At 48.2% G+C, this 21030-nt stretch carries 17 protein-coding genes; 13 read left to right on the top strand and 4 right to left on the bottom strand.

Going from position 1 to position 21030, the window contains the following annotated elements:
* Nucleotides 1-81: 81 nt before the first annotated feature.
* The 12 genes from Q1V85_RS12715 (at nt 82) to Q1V85_RS12770 (ending at nt 18130) form a co-directional block, all read left to right on the top strand.
* Nucleotides 82-1656 carry a RagB/SusD family nutrient uptake outer membrane protein gene (locus tag Q1V85_RS12715; RefSeq protein WP_300600481.1) on the top strand — a complete coding sequence of 525 codons (1575 nt, stop codon included), beginning with the start codon at nt 82-84 and terminating at the stop codon, nt 1654-1656.
* 43 nt (nt 1657-1699) lie between these two features.
* On the top strand, nt 1700-2905 hold the full coding sequence (locus tag Q1V85_RS12720) for a discoidin domain-containing protein (RefSeq protein ID WP_300600483.1): 1206 nt from the start codon (nt 1700-1702) through the stop codon (nt 2903-2905).
* Nucleotides 2906-2922: 17 nt separating this feature from the next.
* Complete coding sequence (locus Q1V85_RS12725) at nt 2923-3948, top strand: DUF5007 domain-containing protein (protein ID WP_300600485.1); 1026 nt, start codon at nt 2923-2925, stop codon at nt 3946-3948.
* 30 nt (nt 3949-3978) lie between these two features.
* Nucleotides 3979-7155, top strand: a complete 3177-nt coding sequence (locus Q1V85_RS12730) for a SusC/RagA family TonB-linked outer membrane protein (protein WP_300600487.1) — start codon at nt 3979-3981, stop codon at nt 7153-7155.
* A gap of 11 nt (nt 7156-7166) precedes the next feature.
* Complete coding sequence (locus tag Q1V85_RS12735) at nt 7167-8753, top strand: RagB/SusD family nutrient uptake outer membrane protein (RefSeq protein WP_300600489.1); 1587 nt, start codon at nt 7167-7169, stop codon at nt 8751-8753.
* A gap of 13 nt (nt 8754-8766) precedes the next feature.
* Nucleotides 8767-9471, top strand: a complete 705-nt coding sequence (locus tag Q1V85_RS12740; protein WP_300600490.1) for a hypothetical protein — start codon at nt 8767-8769, stop codon at nt 9469-9471.
* 12 nt (nt 9472-9483) lie between these two features.
* On the top strand, nt 9484-11238 hold the full coding sequence (locus Q1V85_RS12745; RefSeq protein WP_300600492.1) for a DUF5008 domain-containing protein: 1755 nt from the start codon (nt 9484-9486) through the stop codon (nt 11236-11238).
* 10 nt (nt 11239-11248) lie between these two features.
* Complete coding sequence (locus Q1V85_RS12750; protein WP_300600494.1) at nt 11249-13255, top strand: M60 family metallopeptidase; 2007 nt, start codon at nt 11249-11251, stop codon at nt 13253-13255.
* A gap of 19 nt (nt 13256-13274) precedes the next feature.
* Nucleotides 13275-14249 carry an alkaline phosphatase family protein gene (locus Q1V85_RS12755; RefSeq protein ID WP_300600496.1) on the top strand — a complete coding sequence of 325 codons (975 nt, stop codon included), beginning with the start codon at nt 13275-13277 and terminating at the stop codon, nt 14247-14249.
* Between the two features lie 11 nt (nt 14250-14260).
* On the top strand, nt 14261-15556 hold the full coding sequence (locus Q1V85_RS12760) for a DUF1735 domain-containing protein (RefSeq protein WP_300600497.1): 1296 nt from the start codon (nt 14261-14263) through the stop codon (nt 15554-15556).
* A 12-nt stretch (nt 15557-15568) separates the two neighbouring features.
* Entirely contained in the window at nt 15569-16897 is a 1329-nt protein-coding gene (locus tag Q1V85_RS12765) for a family 43 glycosylhydrolase (RefSeq protein ID WP_300600499.1), read from the top strand.
* 84 nt (nt 16898-16981) lie between these two features.
* The gene (locus tag Q1V85_RS12770) at nt 16982-18130 is read left to right on the top strand and encodes a cellulase family glycosylhydrolase (RefSeq protein ID WP_300600501.1); all 1149 of its coding nucleotides are present in this window, start codon (nt 16982-16984) and stop codon (nt 18128-18130) included.
* A gap of 200 nt (nt 18131-18330) precedes the next feature.
* Here Q1V85_RS12770 and Q1V85_RS12775 read toward each other — a convergent pair whose 3' ends face one another.
* Genes Q1V85_RS12775 through Q1V85_RS12785 form a run of 3 tightly spaced genes read right to left on the bottom strand, consistent with a single transcriptional unit; the run spans nt 18331 to nt 19470 of the window.
* Nucleotides 18331-18798, bottom strand: a complete 468-nt coding sequence (locus tag Q1V85_RS12775) for an NUDIX domain-containing protein (protein ID WP_300600502.1) — start codon at nt 18796-18798, stop codon at nt 18331-18333.
* A 53-nt stretch (nt 18799-18851) separates the two neighbouring features.
* A complete protein-coding gene (locus tag Q1V85_RS12780; RefSeq protein ID WP_300600504.1) occupies nt 18852-19295 on the bottom strand; it encodes a PA2169 family four-helix-bundle protein in 444 nt (147 codons plus the stop codon).
* A 16-nt stretch (nt 19296-19311) separates the two neighbouring features.
* Complete coding sequence (locus Q1V85_RS12785; protein WP_300600506.1) at nt 19312-19470, bottom strand: hypothetical protein; 159 nt, start codon at nt 19468-19470, stop codon at nt 19312-19314.
* 89 nt (nt 19471-19559) lie between these two features.
* Here Q1V85_RS12785 and Q1V85_RS12790 point away from each other — a divergent pair, with 89 nt between their 5' ends.
* Nucleotides 19560-19961, top strand: coding sequence for a hypothetical protein (locus tag Q1V85_RS12790; RefSeq protein ID WP_300600508.1), 402 nt, complete (start codon nt 19560-19562; stop codon nt 19959-19961).
* A 509-nt stretch (nt 19962-20470) separates the two neighbouring features.
* On the opposite strand, the gene Q1V85_RS12795 is transcribed toward Q1V85_RS12790, so the two are convergent.
* Nucleotides 20471-20821, bottom strand: a complete 351-nt coding sequence (locus Q1V85_RS12795; protein ID WP_300600510.1) for a hypothetical protein — start codon at nt 20819-20821, stop codon at nt 20471-20473.
* Nucleotides 20822-21030: the final 209 nt, after the last annotated feature.

Genomic DNA, 21030 nt, shown 5'->3' on the forward strand with positions numbered 1-21030 from the left:
AATGTATGATCATATGCTTGCTTATCCCGGTTATTTACTTCCCGGCCCGGTATACGGAAACGGAATTATAAGATAGAATGTATGAAACAGAATCGTATCTTAACCTGCTTAATGGCTTTTTATTTACTGGCATTGACCGCCTGCAGTAAAAAGCTGGATATTGAATCATCAGCGGCTTCGCCGCGGATGGCGATGTGGCAAACCTATGACGATGCAAAGGCCGGTCTGGTGGGCATTTACGGGCTTACCCGGGCAGCCCTGGCAGAGAACAATGCGCACTGGATGTACGGAGAGCTGCGGAAGGGCGATTTTACATCTGCAACCAAAGGCGGCTATCTCGATGCCATCATTGGCAACGATCTCAATAAGAGCTATCCAGAGATCATTCAGCTTACAAACTGGCGCCGGTTCTACGCCGCTATCGACGGCTGTAATACCTTTATTGAAAATGCGCAAAAATGTAAGGCCGATCTGCGTTATTCCGAACTGAACTGCAAAGTGGATATAGCCCAGGCACATATACTGCGGGCATTCAACTATTTCTATATTTCCCGGATATGGGGTGATGTGCCGTTAATTATCAATGCTACAAAAGACGGCAATACCCTGCAGGTGGCCCGTACTCCGCAAAAACAGGTGCTCAATTTCTGTATTTCTGAGATCCGTAATTATATGGACAGCCTGCCAACGGAATATGGAGGAGCCGATAAATCCAAACTGGGTTTTAACGGCAATTACTATGGCGAAAGCTGGAGTGTTTGGGGAAACGCCTTCTGGGGGTATTACCAGTGTGTGGCATTATTAGCAGAGATCTACGCCTGGATGGGCGATTATCAGAATGCCTATAACTATTCCTACAAGTTTGCAGTGGAGCTGGGAAAAACGCGCACAAAGTTTATAGAAACTTCGGAGGTGACCGGTTTGCTGGCCGGTAGCCGGAGCGTGTTTTACAGTAATGGTATCCCAAATAATGGCAGTTATTGCTACCAGGTGCTGGCCTTTCCCTACCGGATGGCCAACCGCGAATCGGGCCCCAGCGGGGTAGGGCACCTGGAGTCGCTTACGCTGGCCAATCCATATGTGGCCCGCAACCGGCCCGATCTGTACATAACCCGGGACACGATCAGCCAGATGTTTTATTCGGTAAATGATGCCCGCAATCCGTACCAGTTTGAATTTAAAAATTATGGCACCGTTTATTTTACCAATTACTATAACGCCATCCCGGTATTTTCCAAATTCCGCAATATGGAATATACCAATAGTCAGTTCACCATTTTTGGCTCCTGTATTCCCATTGCCCGTTTTGAAGGGATCTACCTGATCCGGGCTGAGGCGCAGTATGTGCTTGGAAATTACAATGATGCCTGGGCCGTATTGAATGAGATCCGGAAACGAAGGGGACTGAATCCATGGCTGGTAAGCGGAAGCCAGCCGGAAGATATGCGCCAGTTGCTGGTAGATATTTTCCTGGAACGGCGAAGGGAACTGGTAGGTGAAGGAGACCGGTGGTATGACCAGGTGCGGTTTAATAAAATCATGCGCACAGACCCTGCCTTTAATGAGCTGATCGATCGTGGGGGTATTTACTGGCCCGTGGCACAGGAGGTAATGGATAAAAATCCCCTCATCGAACAAAATCCTTATTGGAAATAAACGTACCGCTGATCCCCGGTGCAGGTATAAAAGAAAAGTAATAATGAAAATAAAAACGGTCCATACTTTTTGGTCAGGCCTCCTGGCGATTATGTTCCTGCTGGCTTGCAATAAAAAAGAAACAGCCTATTATGGAATGCGGATAGAGCCGGTAGTATATAACGGCAATGCCATAGAGTACCTGAAAAGTCAGCGCGGGATCTATGATTCGATGCTGGCGGTGCTTGGCCGTTATCCGGATATGATCCGGAAAATAACTTCGGGCGATAGTCTTACCCTATTTGCAATACCCAATAACAGTTTTAAACTCGCTGTTGAAAATTTTAATAACTACCGGAGGTCCATCGACAGCGCACCGCTTTACCTGAAGCCGGGGCAATACGATCTTAGCCGGCCAGACTCGGGGATGTTTAACTATGAGGGCCTGCGGGTACTGATGGCCCGCTATATCGTTGACGGCAGCCATCCGTTTGAAGAACTGGCGCAGGCCTCCGGCGGCATTCCTTTTACATCGTATGATTACGCCTATAAAATGAACCTGAAAGCGATCCAGGAAAGTTCGGCGGGTTCGGCCAATAACGGTCCGAAGGTGATCGAATTTTCGGATATGAATTTCTCCCTGTTCCGTCGCTTCTGGAAATCGGCCTATACCAGTTCCGTAGCTACGGCCCGCGCAGGAAATGTTTTGGTGCATGCACTGGCGCAGGATCATGAATTTGGCTTCTCCAGCTTTACCAGTACGCTGGCCGACTTTTCGATCGACCGCAGTTTATGGAAACCGATCGGCTGGCACTCCATTGCGCCAACCACCAATACCGGTGGTACTGTAGCGCATGCATTTGATGGAAGCCTGGTAACCTTCTGGCATACCCTGTACCCGGGATACGCCGGGTATAAAGATATTCCGCCGCCGTATTATTTCACCGTTGATATGGGAAGAAATAATAACCTGAGCGGAGTGGCCGTGCAAAACCGGCAGGAAACGATTTCGTCTGCATGGCCGGGAAGAACGGTGCGGTTTCTGATGGAGTTTGCCGCGGATACCACCCAAACAAAAACACCGCTTCAGTGGATGAGCAGCGATACCTTTTCCTTCCCGGAAACCCTCAGCTTTACGGTTTATGCAAAACAACGGTTTGCTTTTCCCCAACGGTACAATGCCCGCTTTTTCCGCTTTACCGTTTTACAGAACTATGGAGGCTTTGCATCCTATAAATATGTAAACCTGGCCGAAATGTGGTTGTATTAATCATTAACAGGATGACTATGATAGTGAGAAAAATAATGATCTGCCTGCTGCTGGTTGCAGTAATTGCTTCCTGCTCGAAATATCTTCCGGAAGACAGGGATTCCCTGGATACAGATGCGCGGTTTACCACCATTGATTATGCGCCCACATTAGGACGGAATACGGTTTATGAAGGCAATTTTAATTTTGGAAATACCTCCCAGCCGGTAACCTTTGAAATAGTGGATCTCAAACGCTACGACGGACAACCCGCACCAGAATTAAACGCCGATGTGTATCCGGTTAAAGTATGGAAGAGCAATGCGGAAACCTACACCGGGAAAGAAACCTCCCTGGAAGAAATTGAAAACAAACGATCCACAGAGTATCACCGGATCTTTGAAATCAGGAAGCATTCCGGGCAAATACTCGTTTGGTCCGGTATGGATGTTGCGCACCTGGTTACCCGGCCTGATTCCGGCTACAAGTTTAATGTAAAAGTATCCAACTCCGGGGCCAGCAAATATTTTTATAACCTCCGGTTCCGGCCATATAAGCCCCGGCCATACGAACCTTCCAACTACAATGTAGAAACCGGTATGATCACCAACCCGGCCGTGAAGCCAACGGAAATTTCAGGAATGATCCGGCAAAAGGACGGGCAGGGCATGACCGCAGCGGATGTAGATATTTTTCTGACAAAAAAAGATACCGGTAACAGCATTACATTCCGGTTCCTGGACTCTGCTTATAACGCACTGGACCCGGCTTTGTTTAATACTACGGACTGGGGGCAGTTATTGCATGGGTTTAACCGGCAACAAACAACCAGTTATGTTAAATATGATGTAGCCTACCCGCTGCCGCTGGTAAATGGTTTTCCCACAAAATATACCAATACCAGCGGTACCAGGGCCAACGTGGCATTTTCTTATTACCGGCTAAGCCCAACCGGCCTGGGTGTAAATGCGCGATTACGCTTTGAATTTGCGATTTATGAAAAGGGCGACTGGGAGCTGGTGTTTCATTTTAAAAACAGTTCTCCAAAGTTTACGAATTATTAAATACGCGCCACTGCAATTAAAAAGAATATTATGAGAATTTGGGTGCTTACAATATCGGTTTTTATCCTGCTACAGGTTTCTGCACAGGCGCAGCATGTGGTGAAGGGAAGTGTTCAGGATAAATCGACCGGTGCTGCTGTACCGGGGGCCACGATTTCAAGAGGCAGCAGATCGGTGCAATCGGATTCCGCGGGCTATTTTTCTATTGAAGCTGCCGCAGGAACCAAACTGCAGGTATCGCATGTAAATTATAGCGCTACCAGCTATACGGTTACAAATGATACCGCGTTGGTGGTGATTGAGATGGGCGCCGATGACTCAAAAAATTCGATGAATACGGTAGTGGTTGTGGGCTTTCAAAAAAAGAACCGGTTGGTTTCAACGGCCGCTACCACCGTTATCAGTGCGGAAGATATCAAAGATGTGCCGGCTTCAAGCGTAGTGGACCTCCTGCAGGGAAAAGTGGCTGGGGTAAATATTCAAAATACCAGCGGTGCTCCGGGTGCTAAAAGCTCCATTTTTCAACGCGGACTGTCGAGCATTACGGTAACGGGGGAGGGGAATGATGCCTACCTGGCTACCGCGCAGCCGCTGATCATTATAGACGGGGTTCCGGTAGATCCCAATACCGACAATGAGTATGGGTTTGCCCAGGCCGGGCCCGGGATCAGTCCGCTGGCATTATTACCTGCAGAAGATGTGGAAAGCATCGAGATATTAAAAGATGCGGCGGCTACTTCGGCCTACGGTTCAAGGGGTGCTTATGGCGTGTGGATCATCACTACAAAAAGAGGCCGGTCCAAACGGCCGCAGATCAGTTATATCGGCAACCTTTTTCTTAGTGATGTGCCTACGCTGCGGCCAATCTATGGAGGGCGGATGGAGCGTGCATTAAAGATTATGCAGGTGGTGGAAAACAATCTCTATTCCCGGCAATATGGAATGGTACAGGTAAACACGAACTACCTGTTGTCGGACAGTTTAAATCCTTATCTCAATAACTCTACCAACTGGCAGTCGTTATTTTACCGGCCCACTTATAACCATTCTCATAACCTGGCTTTTTCCGGCGGAGATCCCAATTTTAACTATAAAGTGAATGTTTCTTATTATGAGGAGAACGGGATCATAAAAAATACGGGACTGAAACGGTATTCGGCCGGTATGAATACCGTTTACCAGACAAAGGACAGTAAATTTCGTATGATGGCCGCCATCACGGCCACCAACGCTACCAACAAAAAAGGGAGTGGGGTAGGCTTGCTGCAAACCGGTGTGGCCACCAGTGGTATGGCTTCCACATTATTGCCGCCACCGGATGTGTATACAGAAAACAGCGACGCGCTGGCTGCGTTCCAGATCGATGATGATAATAAGACCAACTCCATGCTGACCAGTCTTATAATGGAGCTGCAACTGGCCAAAGGCCTCCGGTTCAAAACGGAAGGGAACTTTAATTTTCAAACGGCCACCAGTAATACCTTTTATCCCTCCTGGCTCAATTCCGGAAGTCAGTACGGTGTTTCCACGGGCTCCGTGGCCCAATCGCAGTACAATACCTATAGCCGTAATTCCAATGGCTATCAAAACCGGAATGCGCTCAGCTATTTAAAAAGCTTTGGAGAGAATACCCATAATCTCAGCGCCTTTGTATTCTCCGAGATCACGGGAAACCTGGTCAATACCAATTATTCCCTGTTGTATGGTGCCCCCAATAACCAGATATCCGGTCCGGTGGGCTTTAACCTGGCAAGATCCATTTATGGTACATTGGGAGCGCCTATAAATGGGAAAACATTTGCTTATGGCGGAACGGTTTCCTATAACTACTTACAGAAGTATGTAGTGGACTTCAACTTCCGGCAGGACGGATCTTCCACTACCGGGCCATTGGCCGGTTATCGTCAGAACCCGGCCATCGCATTCCGCTGGAACTTTTTCAAAGAGCGGTTTATGAGTAAGGCCTCCTGGTTAGATTACGGTGCTATCCGTGGCAGCTGGGGTAAAACCGTTTCTCCGCAGGGCGATATCTTTACGGCCTACGGACGGTATTATCCCAGCGGTACCTATATGGGACAGCCATCGGTGCTGATGGATTATGGCACGGCAGCCAACCCGCTTTTCCTGCCGGTTTCTACCATCCAGTATGACCTGGGTTTTGAAGCCGGGTTGTTCAGGAACCGGGTTACGATCGACTATGATTATTATTACCGGATTGTGGGCGACCAGGTGTATTATGTAGACCTGCCCAGGGAAACAGGTTATAGCCGCATGCCGGGCAATAATGTAAGCATTGTGAACTACGGACATGAGCTGACGCTTTCGTTCAGGCCACTGGCGATCAACAGCAAAGCCAACTGGCGGTTACAAATAAACGGTGCGTTTAACCGGAGCATCCTTACCCGGCTGCCGGAAAATATGCGGCAGATTGTGTATAATCCAAACGACCTGCTGGGCTTGCCTGTACTTTACCGGTTGGGCAGAAACCCCCTGGGTAACCTGCTGTACAATACAAAGGGTGTTTATGCCACCAACGCAGATGTGCCCTATGATCCGTTAACCGGGAAACGGATGCAGATCAACGGCCAGTACCTTACGGCCGGTGACCCGATCTTTGCAGACCTGAATGGCGATTATAAGATCGATGCCAATGACCGCGTGGCCGTGGGCGATCCGCAGCCAAAGCTAACCGGGGGGATCATCAATACGGTTACATACAAAAATTTTGGTCTTACATTGAGCACTTCGTTCACCTTCTTCCGGGATGTGCTGAATACGCCGCTGGCCCGCACCTTCCAGTATTTCTATAGTCCGGATAATACCAATATTTCCACTGCACAGGTATTGCCACCCATCAGCCAGTACAATTACTGGAAGCAGCCCGGAGATATTGCTACCTATCCCAATCCCCTCGATTATCAGCAGAACCGGTTGATTGATGCATTCCGGTATAACCAAACCCTGTTTATGGAAGACGGCTCTTATTTTAAATTCAATTATGTTACCTTCTCTTACACACTGGATAAAAACTGGGTGAACCGTTTCCTGATCAGCAATGCGCGGATCTATTTTACGGGTAAGAACCTGTTGGTGCTAAGTCATTATAGTGGTCCCAACCCGGAAAACGTAAGCGACCTGGGACGCGATAATCCCAATGGATATCCCAATCCCCGGCAATACAGTCTTGGAGTTAATGTAACATTTTAAACAGACAACGCATGATAAAAAGAATAAAAATATTCATCCTGCTGCTGGTGGTGGCCGGATCGCTCAGCGGTTGTAAAAAATACCTGGATGTGGATCCGGTCAATGCAATGTCGGGAAATAACTTCTGGAAAACCCGGGATGATGTAGAACGGTTTACAACGGGTGCCTATACCTTATTGCGCAGGTATACGGCCATGGGCGGACATACATTGCTGGCCATTGGTGATCTGCGGGCAACGTCCTGGACGATCTCCGGTGCGTCGGATCAGCCCGGTAACCTCCGCAGTTATATTCCGCTGTTTAATACAAATAATATGAAGGGCCTGCTGGCCTCGGATGAGTGGTGGAAAGGATCTTATAATAATTGGTCCATCGCTACTTTTGGTATTGAGAATATGTCGGACTGGGGATTCCTTTACCAGGTGGTGAATGCGGCAAACATGTTATTGATAAGTGTGGATGCAAAGGATATCGCCGGGCTGGCAGATGCCGACCGGGCGCGGTACAAGGCCGAAGCAAAATTTATCAGGTCCGTTACCTACTATTTGCTGGTACGCCATTTTGGCGATGTGCCCTATATCACCGATGCTAATGATAAAAGCAAACACGAGCGTACCAGTCAGCTTACCGTATTTAAGAATTGTATTGAAGAGCTCCGGTCGGCAGCAAACGATCTGCCCTGGACCTATCCCGATCCCACACAAAGAGGTGTGAGAGCCATGAAGGGCGGTGCGTATGCGCTTATGATGGAAATGTATATGTGGATGGCCGGCTTTGATGAAGAACATGCCACGGAATATTATCAGCAGGTGGCAGACATCGGTAATTTGGTAGTGAACCGCAATGAAGGTTCCTATGAGCTGCTGTCTTTAGATAATATGAAAGACCTCTTTAAAGGAAATTCAAAAGAGAGCCTGTTTGAGATCGGGCAGGACTTTAACTATGGAGAAACCTTTGGCCTGCTGGTAACCCTTGCTGACATTGTATTAAGAACGCCCTATAAACGGAATGTAAACAGCACTTATATCTATTACAACAGCGAGTACCTGCATCGCCTGTATGATGCTGCATATAACGGAAATACGGACCGGCGCATGGATCTTTGGTTTGAGCGGGATAATATGTACAATACGGCCGGGCAGTTTGTGTTTCTTAAATTCATCAATACCTACGGTACCTCCGGCGAAAATGAAAATCCCAACGATAATAAGATCCTCTTCCGGCTGGCAGATGCCATCCTGCTGCGGGCCGAAGCCCTGGAAAAACTGGGCCGGTATGATGAGGCGCTTACAGAGCTGAACAAGATCCGGCAGCGCGCAGGTGCAGAGCCATTTACCGGCGGAAATACGGTTAAAACAGCCTCTGCCACCAATACCATTACCCTGGATGATGCGATCTGGTGGGAGCGCGAGCGGGAACTGATGGGAGAAGGAACCATGTTCTACGACCTTGTACGCACACGGCGTATCCTCGATTCCAAGTATACGCCCCGGGCAATCAGTTTCGAAGAATTCATAAGCGGTGCCTGGACCTATCCGATCCACAATGAAGTGATGCGCCGGAACCCGCTGATAAAACCGAATACATTCTGGTTATAATTAAACTGGTAATATGAAAAGATATTTTAAATGGATGTTATTGCTGCTGATCAGTGTGGCATTGCTGGGCAGTTGTAAAAAGCAGTATTATTTTGATACGGGGCAGAGCGTTGCCCGGTTTAATGGAAATATGCTGCAATATTTTGAAGCCAATCCCGAGCTGTTTGATACGTTGCTGCAGGTGATAAAAATTGCGAAACTGGAAAATTATTTCAAAGACAGCAGCCTCACATTTTTTGCGCCGGCCGATTCCAGCATCATGAAGACCTACTATTATATCAACCAGAATTTCAGAGCAGCCGGAATGGATACGCTGAAAGGACTGGAGGATCTGAAACCTGAATTCTGGCGCAATAACCTGATGATGTATATGTTTCAGGGAGCAAGAGGCATTGAGGATTTTCCCCAGCTGGATTTAAGTAACCTGTATTCATTCTCCGGCGAGTACGCCACTTCGGTTGGCGGCCAGGTAATGAATATCGGAACTGTTTTTGCAGATGCCCGGGGATTAAAATACAAAGGCTACCGGAGGTTATACCTGAACTATGTGCCCAGTGAATCTGCCCCGCTTCAAAACTGGGTGCAGGGGCCCGTGGCGAGCTGTAATATACAGCCTACGAACGGAATGATTCATGTATTGATTTACTATTCGCATTATTTCGGGTTTGATCCCTACCAGGCCTGGTTGCAGGCAAAATATTACAGCAGTGTGCATTAAAACAGATGATGTATGATTAAAAAACGGAATGGCGGGTTGTTGCTGGGGTGTTGCTTTTTAATAACACTCCTGGCCTGTTACAGGAAAACGGACCAGGTATATGCCGGTGCTTACCGGGATGCGCCCGTAAACAAAATAGCCTTTATTGGATTAAACCCGGTGCCTTCCAGCGGGAATATTGGCGATAAGGTTTCCTTTAAGATTGCCGGGCTGGATTCAGTTGCGCGGTACCGGAATACCACAACGTTCTTTATAAACGGGGTGCAGGCCGTGATCGATTCGGTCAATATTGCAGATAGTCTGCTAACGGTGATTGTACCGGATTTTGCTTCTTCGGGAGCGGCCAAACTGGTGGTCAACAACCGCAACTTTTATGGACCTGTTTTTAATGTATCCGGAAAAGCTGTTTTTGATTCCACGTTTAACGTGGTAGGTAAAAATGAGTTTGGGGCCAATATCCTCGGTACGGGTGTAAACGGAGCCATAAGGGCCCTGTACAATAAAAAGTATGCAACTGCGGAGTATCTTTTTCTTACCGGTGATTTTACCACCTGGAATTCCGAAAGCTCTTACCGTCCTAACCAGAACAGTTATTATAATGGTACCAGCCTGTTCCGGTACTTTACTGTTTTAGATCCTTTAACCGGGGTGTTCCGGAATGATCTTACCATTGGCAACGGCCCTAACGGAAGACTGTTGGGTATTTGCGAACTCAGCCAGTACCCGGGATACCTGGTCTATGGAAACTTTAGCTCCTATAACGGAAGGGGCAGTGGTGGAATCAATAATATAACCCGGGTACTGGAAGACGGTAAACTGGATTCCCTGGTACGGAATGTGTACAATCCGGACCCGAATATTGTGGAAAATAATATGGATACCCTGCCCGTTTTTACAGGGGGCTTTGATAATGTGATCATTAAGGCTTTTATAGATGCAAAGGGCCGTATTATCTGTATTGGAGGCTTTAATAACTATTACCAGAGCGACTATAGCCTTTCTACAGCTAAAAACGTATACAAGATCGGCACACCCATGAAACAGATCGCGGCCTTATCGCAAACGGGTATGTTAGATACCTCGTATAGCTATGAGCCCCGGTCGCCGATAGATGGAACAAACGGATCTATAACCGGAGCGATTCAGCTTTATAACGGCACCGCTCCCAATGGAAAAATTATTGTGGTGGGAAGCTTTACTTCATATAATGGCATAGGCGCTAACCGGATCTTTATGCTGGATGATAATGGAGGGATAGACACCCGCTTCAATGTGGGTGCGGGGGCAAACGCCGTTATTTCCGGTATTACCTATAACCCGGTAACCCGGAAAATACTGGTTACAGGAGCGTTTACCACGTTTAACGGAGCCAGCACGCCCTACGGGTTGGTGATGTTAAACGAAGATGGTTCTGTAGATCCTTCTTTCAGGCTGGGTACAATGGTGCAGGCCGCTTCAAACAGGGGCCAGCTGGTAAATTATGCCGCACAGCTGAGCGATGGCAAAGTGATCGTGAGTGGCAGTTTTGAGAAGTATGCCAACCCGGATGCTTCCCTTACTATTACCAGGAGCGGATTCATGATCCTGAACCCGGATGGAACGCTTACATCCGGTTACAATAGTTTGGGAGCCTTTAACGGGCAGATCCTGGATGTGCTGGAAACAAAAACGGTCAGTGGGGTTAGGAGCGTGATCCTCGCAGGAAGCTTTAGCTTATTTGATAACAAACCGGTGGCCAATATTGCAAAAATGATATTGTACCCTTAAAAAACTATTTATGCGCAGCGTTTATTTATGGTTGTTGGGAGCCATGCTCACGGGGTTTCTTTCATGTAAAAAATACGGTTACCGGTTCGAGGATGGAACGGATCCGGGCCAGCCCGAAGCTACTGCTGCATCCAGCAGTAAGCCCCTGGGAAATGATTTCAGCAAGCTGGATGTGGCAAGGGTGTTTCCCGGGCTGGTTGGCACAGCGGAGCCACGGCTTTCCGGTGAAACGGTAACCATCCAGCTGGATCAGAAATATGTATATCCCGGCGATCTGCGGATCGTTGCCACGCCCGGTCAGCAATACAGCACCGGTTTGTATGCCCCCGCAGGAGAGCCGGTGCTGATTGAAGTGCCGGAGGGAGTAGTAGGACTGAAAGCCCAGATCGGTGGCTGGACGGATAACCTCACCGGAACACAATTCCCCAAAAGGGATCCGTTGATTTATAGCATGGCGCTGCTGAGTGCCGGCAAAAACTATATCCGTAATTTATATGGCGGCAGCATCTATATCCTGGCATCGCAGAATACCGCTGTGAAAGCAGCCACGCTGAAGATCAGTGGTGCGGTACGATCACCGGATTTTGTGTTGGGCGAAACCTCCGATGCAGACTGGACAGCGCGCATGCAACAGTCCTCTGTTCCCTGGGTACAACTGCGGGGCAAGCGGATCATTTTTGAATTGCCCAAATACTTTTTTGACAAGCACCCGGTAACCCGGCCAACTGCCCTGATGCAGGAGTGGGACCGGATCATTGGTGAGGATATTTACCGGTGGAAGGGGCTGGAAGCGGTGACCGGCGACTCATTAAACAAAATGCCGGAGCTGCCCGTATCGGTGATCATGGATGCACAGCCCCGTGCCGCCTATGCGCATGCCTATCAGCCGGTGGTGCTCCAGATGGACGAAGCCTTTTTTGTAAATGAGATCACCAACCTGGATCAGCTTACCACAAACGGCGCCTGGCGTACCCTTTCGGAGATCGGACGGAATAATGTAACCACTACCTGGGTTTGGTCCGATATACTGGAAACGGCACCGAACCTGTATTCGATAAAAATGGCCAACCGGCTGGGCATTAATATCCGGCAGCTGAATCCTGCTATGAAGCTGGCCGTAGATACCGCTCTCTGGTACGTAAAACAGATCAAAACGGTAAAGAGTAATTTCGCAACGGATCTTTCTGCAAGAACCAATAGTTACCTGGTTAAACTCATCCCTTTTGTACAGTTGTTTGAGAAGATCAGCAGCATCAATCCGGCTGTTAACGGCTACGATCTGATGCAGTATATAGACTACCGGATGCGGCATCTGTTCCGGCAAACCTACTCGAACCCCGAAAAAATAAACCTGTTTTACCAGTACGCAAGTGAGTTTGCGCAAACCGATCTGTATCCGTTCTTTTATTACTGGTCCCTGTTGCCTTCAGGCCCTATTGTAGATTCTATTGGCGCAAAATATCCCCGGCTCAATAAAGATATTTATAACTACAACCCGGTGGCAGATACCGGTGGTACCCGCCCGGTGCCGGTGCCTTCGCGGATACTGGACCGCTCCGGCTGGCTGGCCATTGATTTTTGCTGCCAGGAGGCCGAACGGGGCTTTTATGCATCCAACCTGCTGGATGGGAATATGGAGATGCCCAGCATCTGGTTGCACCGTGGAGCGCTGAGTCCGGCAACCCGTCATGCACTGCCACACTGGTTTATTTTTGATATGGGCAAATTCAATAATGTAGGCGGCTATTGGTATGCGGTAGATGGTACCTCTGTTTATTATCCGCGGTATACAAGCTGTTATTTAAGTCCGACCCTGCTGACCAATGACAGCCCGGACTGGATCGCGGCCGATCTAAACTGGAGTGCCGATGCGCAAAAGGCAAGCAAGACGCAGATCCTGAGAAATTTTCCGCGGGTGAACAATGTGCGGTATATCAAGTTTACCATCAACGGTAACTGGGGAACGAATGATAATTACCAGGGCGTGTTTTCCGAATTCGGAATGCTGGCACCCTAAACTGAAAAATAAAACTGACATGAAGATCCTTCCGGTTCTATACTTTTTTCTTTGTGCCGTTATACTGGCCGGTGGCTATGGCTGCACAAAATTTCCCGACCCGGGTATCATTGATGATCCCTACCGGCCCGCAGCGGATACCAGCGCGCTGCAGCGACGGAAAATGTTATTCATCAGCATTGACGGCATTGCTGCAAATGTGCTCAATACCGTTAAACCGGCATTTATACAGGAGCTGCTGGCTAAATCAAAATATACCTGGAACGTGGCATCCGCTCCCAAACCCGTAACCAACGCGGCTTCCTGGGCCAGTATGATGACCGGCAATGATACGTTGCGCCACCGGATCTACGACAGTACCTTTTATGCCACGCCGGTAGATTCAACCAATAAGATACCGGTGCCGGTTAACTTAACGGCACTGCGGCATTTGCATAACAGAAGCCAGGCAATTCAGATAACGGCCATAGCGCCCTGGTATAACCTGGTACATACACTGCTGGCCGATGCAAATAACCGGGTGGTAACAGCAGACGATGCCGGTACCCGCAGCCAGGCGGTGGAAGCGTTAAGAACAAAAGACCCGGATCTCGTGATCACCGAGTTTATCAGTGCCCAGCAGGCCGGTATTCAAAACGGATTTTCCGATGGCAGCGTTGCAGCAGCCCTGGGCACCATTGACGGATACATTAAAGAAATGATGACAGCCATTCAGCAGCGGCCAACCTATCAGAAAGAAAACTGGATGGTACTGCTCACTACCACACAGGGCGGAAGCGGACTCAGGAACGATGCAAACATTGCGCCCGGGTTTATGATCGCCTATAATGTGCGTTTTACACCGGCCAATCTCTTTACGCTTACGCCTTCTATCTCTGTACGGAAAGAAGATGTGGCCGCGCAGTTATTATACTGGTTCAAAACAGCGGTTCCTTCGGTGGTTTCGGACGGCCGCGTGTGGGTTGACCGTTTTGAATCTGAATTCTATCAATAAAAAATATGCACATGTTCATTCGGTTAAAATCCTTTGTAATGCTGATCCTTGCGGGGCTGGGAATGGTTAGTGTTGTTTCATGCGCCAAGGAAACCCTTCCGGACGACCGGGACACCGGTGTGCTCCAGGTGTATGACCGGCTATACCTCACCGATGCATTTGCAGCGGATTCGGTAAAAAAGAAGCTTTATATATCCCCGTTGCCGGACACCGTTTTTTATTACAGCATCAGCAAAGGCGGTACCACGCCGTTTACAAAAGACCTCGACCTTACGGTTGCGGCGCTTCCGCAGGCCGATGTAGATGCCTATAATATCCAAAATAGAACCAGCTATATCCGGCTGCCGGAGGAAAGCTACAGTATCGGCGGGCAGGCTGTTCTAAAAGCAGGGGAATCCGTAACCCAGCGGCTTCCGCTCACCATCCATACTCAAAAATTGAAGCCGTATACCGACTATATCCTTCCGGTTGCTTTTTCTGCAACGGATACCGCCGCAAAAGTAGATCTGCGGAAAAACAGGTTGTATTATATCTTCCGCCTGGTAGGTTTTCCCCAGGGGGAATTGATCGGCAATATTCCGGCGCTGAAGAACCCCGGAACTATCCTGAATGATTATTATGGCGACCTGATGATGCGGGATGCATCCGGTGATCTGTGGGTGTATCCCCTGGCATCGAATGATAATAAGGTGCTGGGAAACCCCACTAAAATATATTCCGGGTTAACGCCCGATAAAGTCTTTGGCATCTGGTTCAGTGGTTTTGACCGGCTGGTTTATCTTACGGCCAACCTATCCGGCGGATGGGGTGTTTACCGGATGAATGCAGGGGCTGCAGCCGCAGGCCAGGCCCCCGCTGCAACAGACCCCGTAAGGATCATAACTGTGCCCGAGTCCTGGGTGCGGGGTGCCGGAGACCGGTGGTATATGGGACCCAACCCAAGCATGTCGGTGGGGCTGTTTACCAACACGGCAACCAACTGGAACCTCAATGTCTATAATGGCAGTGGCTTTAGCGGTGGAAGAGTTGTGCGCACGGATTTTAGTTATGATCACCGCGGGCAAGCCGTTATCAGAGGTGTCATCTTAAGCAGTCATTCCTGGGGGCTGCTGGCGTACCGTTTGGGGGATCCGGATATGCCCGTAAACGTGGCCTTGTCAACGGTAACCAAGGTAGGGGATGGGTTCCTGGATAAATATGTACGGATGTTTTCGGTGAATCAAAACGATCTGATCTGTTATAAACCCAATGGGGATGTGATCCGGTACCGGAATTTCAATCTGGAAGAATTTTACAAAGCATTATAACAATAAGCAGCAATGAATAAACGGATCCTCTTTTATACGGTTGCGGTTGCATTTTTTTATTCCTGTAATGAAAAGCCGGTTACCACCGACATTGTGCAGGAGCATACCGCCGGTGTGCCGGCCATCGATGACGTTTCTAACAAAAATGCAAACGCAGGTGATACGATTGCGATCCTTGGTAAGAATTTTACAAAGGATACGCGCGTGGATTTTGGAACCGTAGAAGCCCGGGTGATCACTGTTGCAGCAGACCGGCTCAGCGTAATTGTGCCGGCGGGTGCACGGGCAGTGTATATAACAGCGCGCAACGGTTTTTTTGTTTCCAATAAAGCATTGTTTGGATACCTGTCCAAATACAGCAACCCGGTTTTTAAACCCGTACTGGCAGACCCTTCTGTGTTCCGGGATCCCGTTTCCGGGGAGTTCTTTGCTTACGGTACCGCCGATACCTGGCCGGATGGGAAAAGCCATATTGTTGCGGTTATCCGGTCAAAAGACCTGGTTAACTGGACGTATGCAAGAGATGCGTTTACTACTACACCGGCATGGAAAACAGGCACGGGCGTGGGCGTATGGGCACCCGATGTAAATTATGTGGATGGGAAGTATTATATGTATTATGCCCTGTCGTCTTTTTTTGATGTGAACCCTGGTATCGGCCTGGCCATTGCCAGTAGTCCGGCCGGTCCATTTGTGGATGCCGGTAAGATATTTTTATCGGGCGAAGTGGATGTCCGGAATTCAATAGACCCTACCTATTTTGAAGAAAACGGGAAAAAATACCTGCTTTGGGGCAGTTATAACCTGAATGTGGGTACGCAAACGCAATGGGGTACTTTTTTAACCGAACTAACCGCAGACGGACGCGCGGTGGCCGATATAAAAAAGATCACCAAAATAGCTGCTTCCGATTTTGAAGGCGTAATGATCTATAAAAAGAACGGGTACTATTATTTCTTTGGTTCCCGCGGAGGTTGTTGTGATGGCGTCAATTCAACCTATCATGTGCGGGTTGCCCGTGCTACGCGGTTGGAAGGGCCTTATCTCGACCGGAATAATAAAGATATCGCGGCTTCCATGGGTGTGGGCACCGTGTTCTTAAAAGCCAGCGACCGCTTTGTGGGCCCGGGGCACAATGCACAGATCATAAGCGATAAGAACGGAACGGAATGGTTTGTTTACCATGCCATGGAACGGAACAACGCAACGGTTCCCGTAGGAAGCAATACCCTGAATTTAAGGGCGCTGATGATTGACCCCATTAAATGGGATGCTGAAGGCTGGCCTTTTATCGAAAATGATATACCCTCCGCTGCCACCGCTGATGGTCCGGTGTTTTAGTGAAGCAGTAAGTTACTGTAACTTTTTTTGAGACGCGATCCTGGTGAAACCAGCCCGCAGGTCTGTTAAATCTTTAAAACGAATATGAAACGAACGGCTTTCTTCCGGTATGGAAAAAACATGTTAAGAACGATGGGGATCATGGTATGCATCAGCATCCTATTGCTTCCGGGTGCAGCAGCGCAGGGACGCGCCCGGTGGACCGAAAAGCAGGCTGCCTCCTGGTATGCAAAGCAGCGCTGGCTGGTAGGGGCCAATTTTTTACCCAGCACGGCCATCAATCAATTGGAGATGTTCCGGGAGGAAAGCTTTGATGCTGTTACCATTAGCCGGGAGTTCGCCTATGCACGGTCGTTGGGGATGAATACCATGCGGGTGTACCTGCATGATCTGTTGTACCAGCACGACCGGGATGGCTTTTTTAAGCGGTTGGATCTGTTGCTGAACCTGGCAGAAAGACAAGGGATCAAATTGCTGCTGACCATTTTTGATTCCTGCTGGGATCCCTATCCCCGGTGGGAAACGCAGCGGGCACCGCGCCCGCATGTACATAATTCCGGTTGGGTGCAAAGTCCGGGTTTGAAGGCTTTAAAAGACACGGCCGGTTATAGCCGGCTCGAAACCTATGTAAAAGACCTGCTGCGCACATTCGGAAAAGACAGGCGGATCCTGGCATGGGATGTATGGAACGAACCGGATAACCGGAATGTTCCATCCTACGATAAATTAGAGTTGCCCGATAAAATAGCCTACGTATTACCCTTGCTGAAGAAGGTGTTTGAATGGGCACGTGCCGTTAATCCTTCACAGCCGCTCACCTCCGGTATATGGGCCGGTGGCGATTGGTCTGAGGCCCATCTGCGTCCCATTGATAAACTGCAGCTGGAAGAATCGGATATCATTACCTTTCATTCCTACGACCAGCCGGAGCTGTTTGACAAAAAGATTCAATGGTTGCAACGGTATCACCGCCCTATCATTTGTACAGAATATATGGCCCGGCCAAATGGCAGTACCTTTGAAACCTTTCTGCCCATCGCAAAAAAATATAAAGTGGGAATGATCAATTGGGGATTTGTGGCCGGTAAGTCGCAAACAATCTACGCCTGGGACAGCTGGACAAAAGCGTACGATGCGGAACCCGTACTTTGGTTTCACGATATTTTCAGAAAAGACGGCACGCCGTATAAACAAGCAGAAGTAGATTTTATCCGGAAGATGACCGCGCATTGAGTTGAACTATATTCTTAATAGACTAAAGATATGGCTGCTTCAGCGTAAAACCAATTAGGCCATTCATGTTCTTCTTTATCCATTTCAAAGGATGTGTCTACGAGATAGGATATAGCTGGGTATTTGGGAACCGGTTGTTCGTTACAATGCCGCCGGTGCCAACGGTCCGCATATGATAAATAAAATGGTGTTTAGAATATTCATTCCTTCCCGTTATGAACCCGGTCAATCGTTTCAAGGATAAAGGCTGCCTGGGCAGGGTTGATCCGGCGTTTTGCTTCTTCCGCCGCAAACCAGGCCCATTGATCCACTTCCGGCACCTGGATCTCTTTTCCGGATTTGGGAGGCCATTCAAGCGGGAAATAATTGCTATGTAATACCGCCGGATCGATATCTCCATATACCGCCCAGGCGAATACTATTTTCCCGCTTTTTTGTTTTACCGGGGTGAGCGGTAAAAAGGTACCATCGATGGCTTGTCCGGTTTCTTCTTCAAATTCGATCCGCGCACGGGCAAGAGGTTCTTCATCGGGCAATAATTCTCCTTTGGGTATAGACCAGGCGCCGGTATCTTTGTTTTTCCAGAAAGGACCTCCGGGGTGCACCAGGAAAAATAAAAGGTCTGCGCCGTTCTTTTTGTATAATAAGATACCTGCACTAGCCTTCATGGTACAATACTGTTTAGGAGTGGATGGTAGGATCGATCTAAAGATATTGCTTTTCAGGAATCCCGCAATCTTTTTACCTGGAAATGGGCTTTCAGCAATTGATTGTTTTGCGCTACAATCAGCTCAAATGCTTCCGGAGATAAGCCGGGTTCATTTAATGCGCTTTCATAGGCCTTCTTTACAGCGTCTTCCATCGCCTCACAGCTGTTGAGGATCGTTTGCCGTTCATCACCCGTAAAAAAAGCTTTGATCTCCATCCAGGTCCGGTAAATTTTTCCCATAACAGTATTGCCGGTGCTTACCGGTAGTTCCATTTTTTCTAAAGTGGTGGTTAGTTCGGTTATAAAGAGCTTGCTGTTTTCAATATAGCGTTGAAACAGGCTCCGCAGATCACTATCTTCCGCGTCCTGCAATTCCGCAATTGCCCGCTGATACCCTGCAATACGGTCGGCATTGATACGGAGCAGATCATTGAGTACCTCATCGTCTGGAGTCATAAAAATGTATTTTAAGTTACCGGTATTTCAGGTCCTGCCCGGCTTCCATAAAAGAACCTGGGCCGCCGTTTTTTATGCTACCAAGATCAGGCCAATCCCCGCAGATCTGGTAATTTTGACGCGCCGGGTTCATATAGGTGGTCTTTTGCTCCCGGTGAATCGTTACCGTCAGCATTTTCGTGGAAATAGTGCTTCAATAGTTTACGTACACTTATTCGCTACGATATTATTAAATTCGTGTCCGGATACCAAAACGCAACCGTTATGAAACCTTTATTATTTTTTACGATCCTTCTCCTTTTACCTTGTTATGGCTGTCCCAAACATTGTGTGGTGCTGCCACCCAATATTCTTTTCAGGATTATTGACGGGCAAACGCAGGAAGATCTGTTGGCGAGTGGAAAATTGAAGGATGCCGATATAAAAGTAGTGGATCCGTCCGGAAAGATGTATCCTGTGGCAGTTTATGGCAATGATACCCTGAAGTATGTCAATACCTATGATTTTAAAGTAGGGGAACATCGTTACATACTTGCGGCAGGTGAAAAACGGGTAGAATTTTCCGTTGCAGCATCCGAAAATGATTGCGAGGTTTATGTGAAGACGATCGAGATGAATGGCGTATACTTTTTAGATCCAAGAGGTTTTTATGTAGTGTTGCTTTGAAGCGGGTTATATAGCCCGTTATTTTTTGGTTTGATGCATGGGCTTAAAAAAGGAAAATTATTTAGGAAGTGAAGGACCTTTGTTTCGTATGAAAAAGACGCTGAATATACGTTAGTATCGATCTTAACCGGGGACCCCCATCTAGCGCAGGTCTGTAACAAGGCTGAGTGCGAGAGCTGACCTGTGCAATTTCGTTACTCCTTAACCCTGTAAGAACTATTCATGTAAAAAGAAATGTGGTGCTGTAGGCCGGTAGAGTGATCTGCCCATTCTAGCGCAGGTCTGTAGCGAAGCCATCTAGCGCGGGTCTGTAGCATAGCCAGGTGCGATCGCCGACCTGTGCCACCCCGTTACTTCTTAGCCGCTTATCTTTTTGGCCTGTAATAACTATTCATGTAAAAAGAAATGCAGCGTTGTATGCCGACTGTGATTTTGCCGATGGCTGCCCCAGGGATACCGGGCGCAACTATCCGAAAGTAATATCCACCGCATGATCGTTTATTGATAGATCAATCTGCAACCTGTCCCTGGATCAACAAGACCAGCAGCAGCAATATAGTCATGCCCAGCAGTAGTAATATTTTTTGCCTTTGTCTTTTACCAGTGGCCCGAACGGAGCATAGGAACACCAATAGGAAAATAAGTCCCCAGGCCAGCTGTACGTTCGCGTACAGTGCCGGCGTTTTGTAATAATAAGGCACGGGACCTTCGCTGCCAAAAGGATAGCCGCTGTACTGCCGGCGTATTTTTATATTGTAAAATTCACCCAGGTTCAAAAAGGCCATTACACTGCTAAGCAGCATGGTTACAGAAGCTGCAAGGCCAAAAAGGAACCGACTGGTATTTGCTGGGTGTGTCATGGGTGTATGGATCCAAAGCTAAATATACGAAAGGGGTTCCAATGCCTGGCAAATAATCGGATGCAATTCAAATTTCGCATTCGGCTACTATTTTATTTGAACCACATAGGAAAAGTAGGGCGCAATAGATGAAGCCATATAGATATGCTATGTGAAACGCTATGCAATCTATGCTACTATGTGGTTCAAATGCAGCTAAAATTTGAATT

It is taken from the genome of Niabella sp., from assembly GCF_030150205.1.
Classification (GTDB): domain Bacteria; phylum Bacteroidota; class Bacteroidia; order Chitinophagales; family Chitinophagaceae; genus Niabella.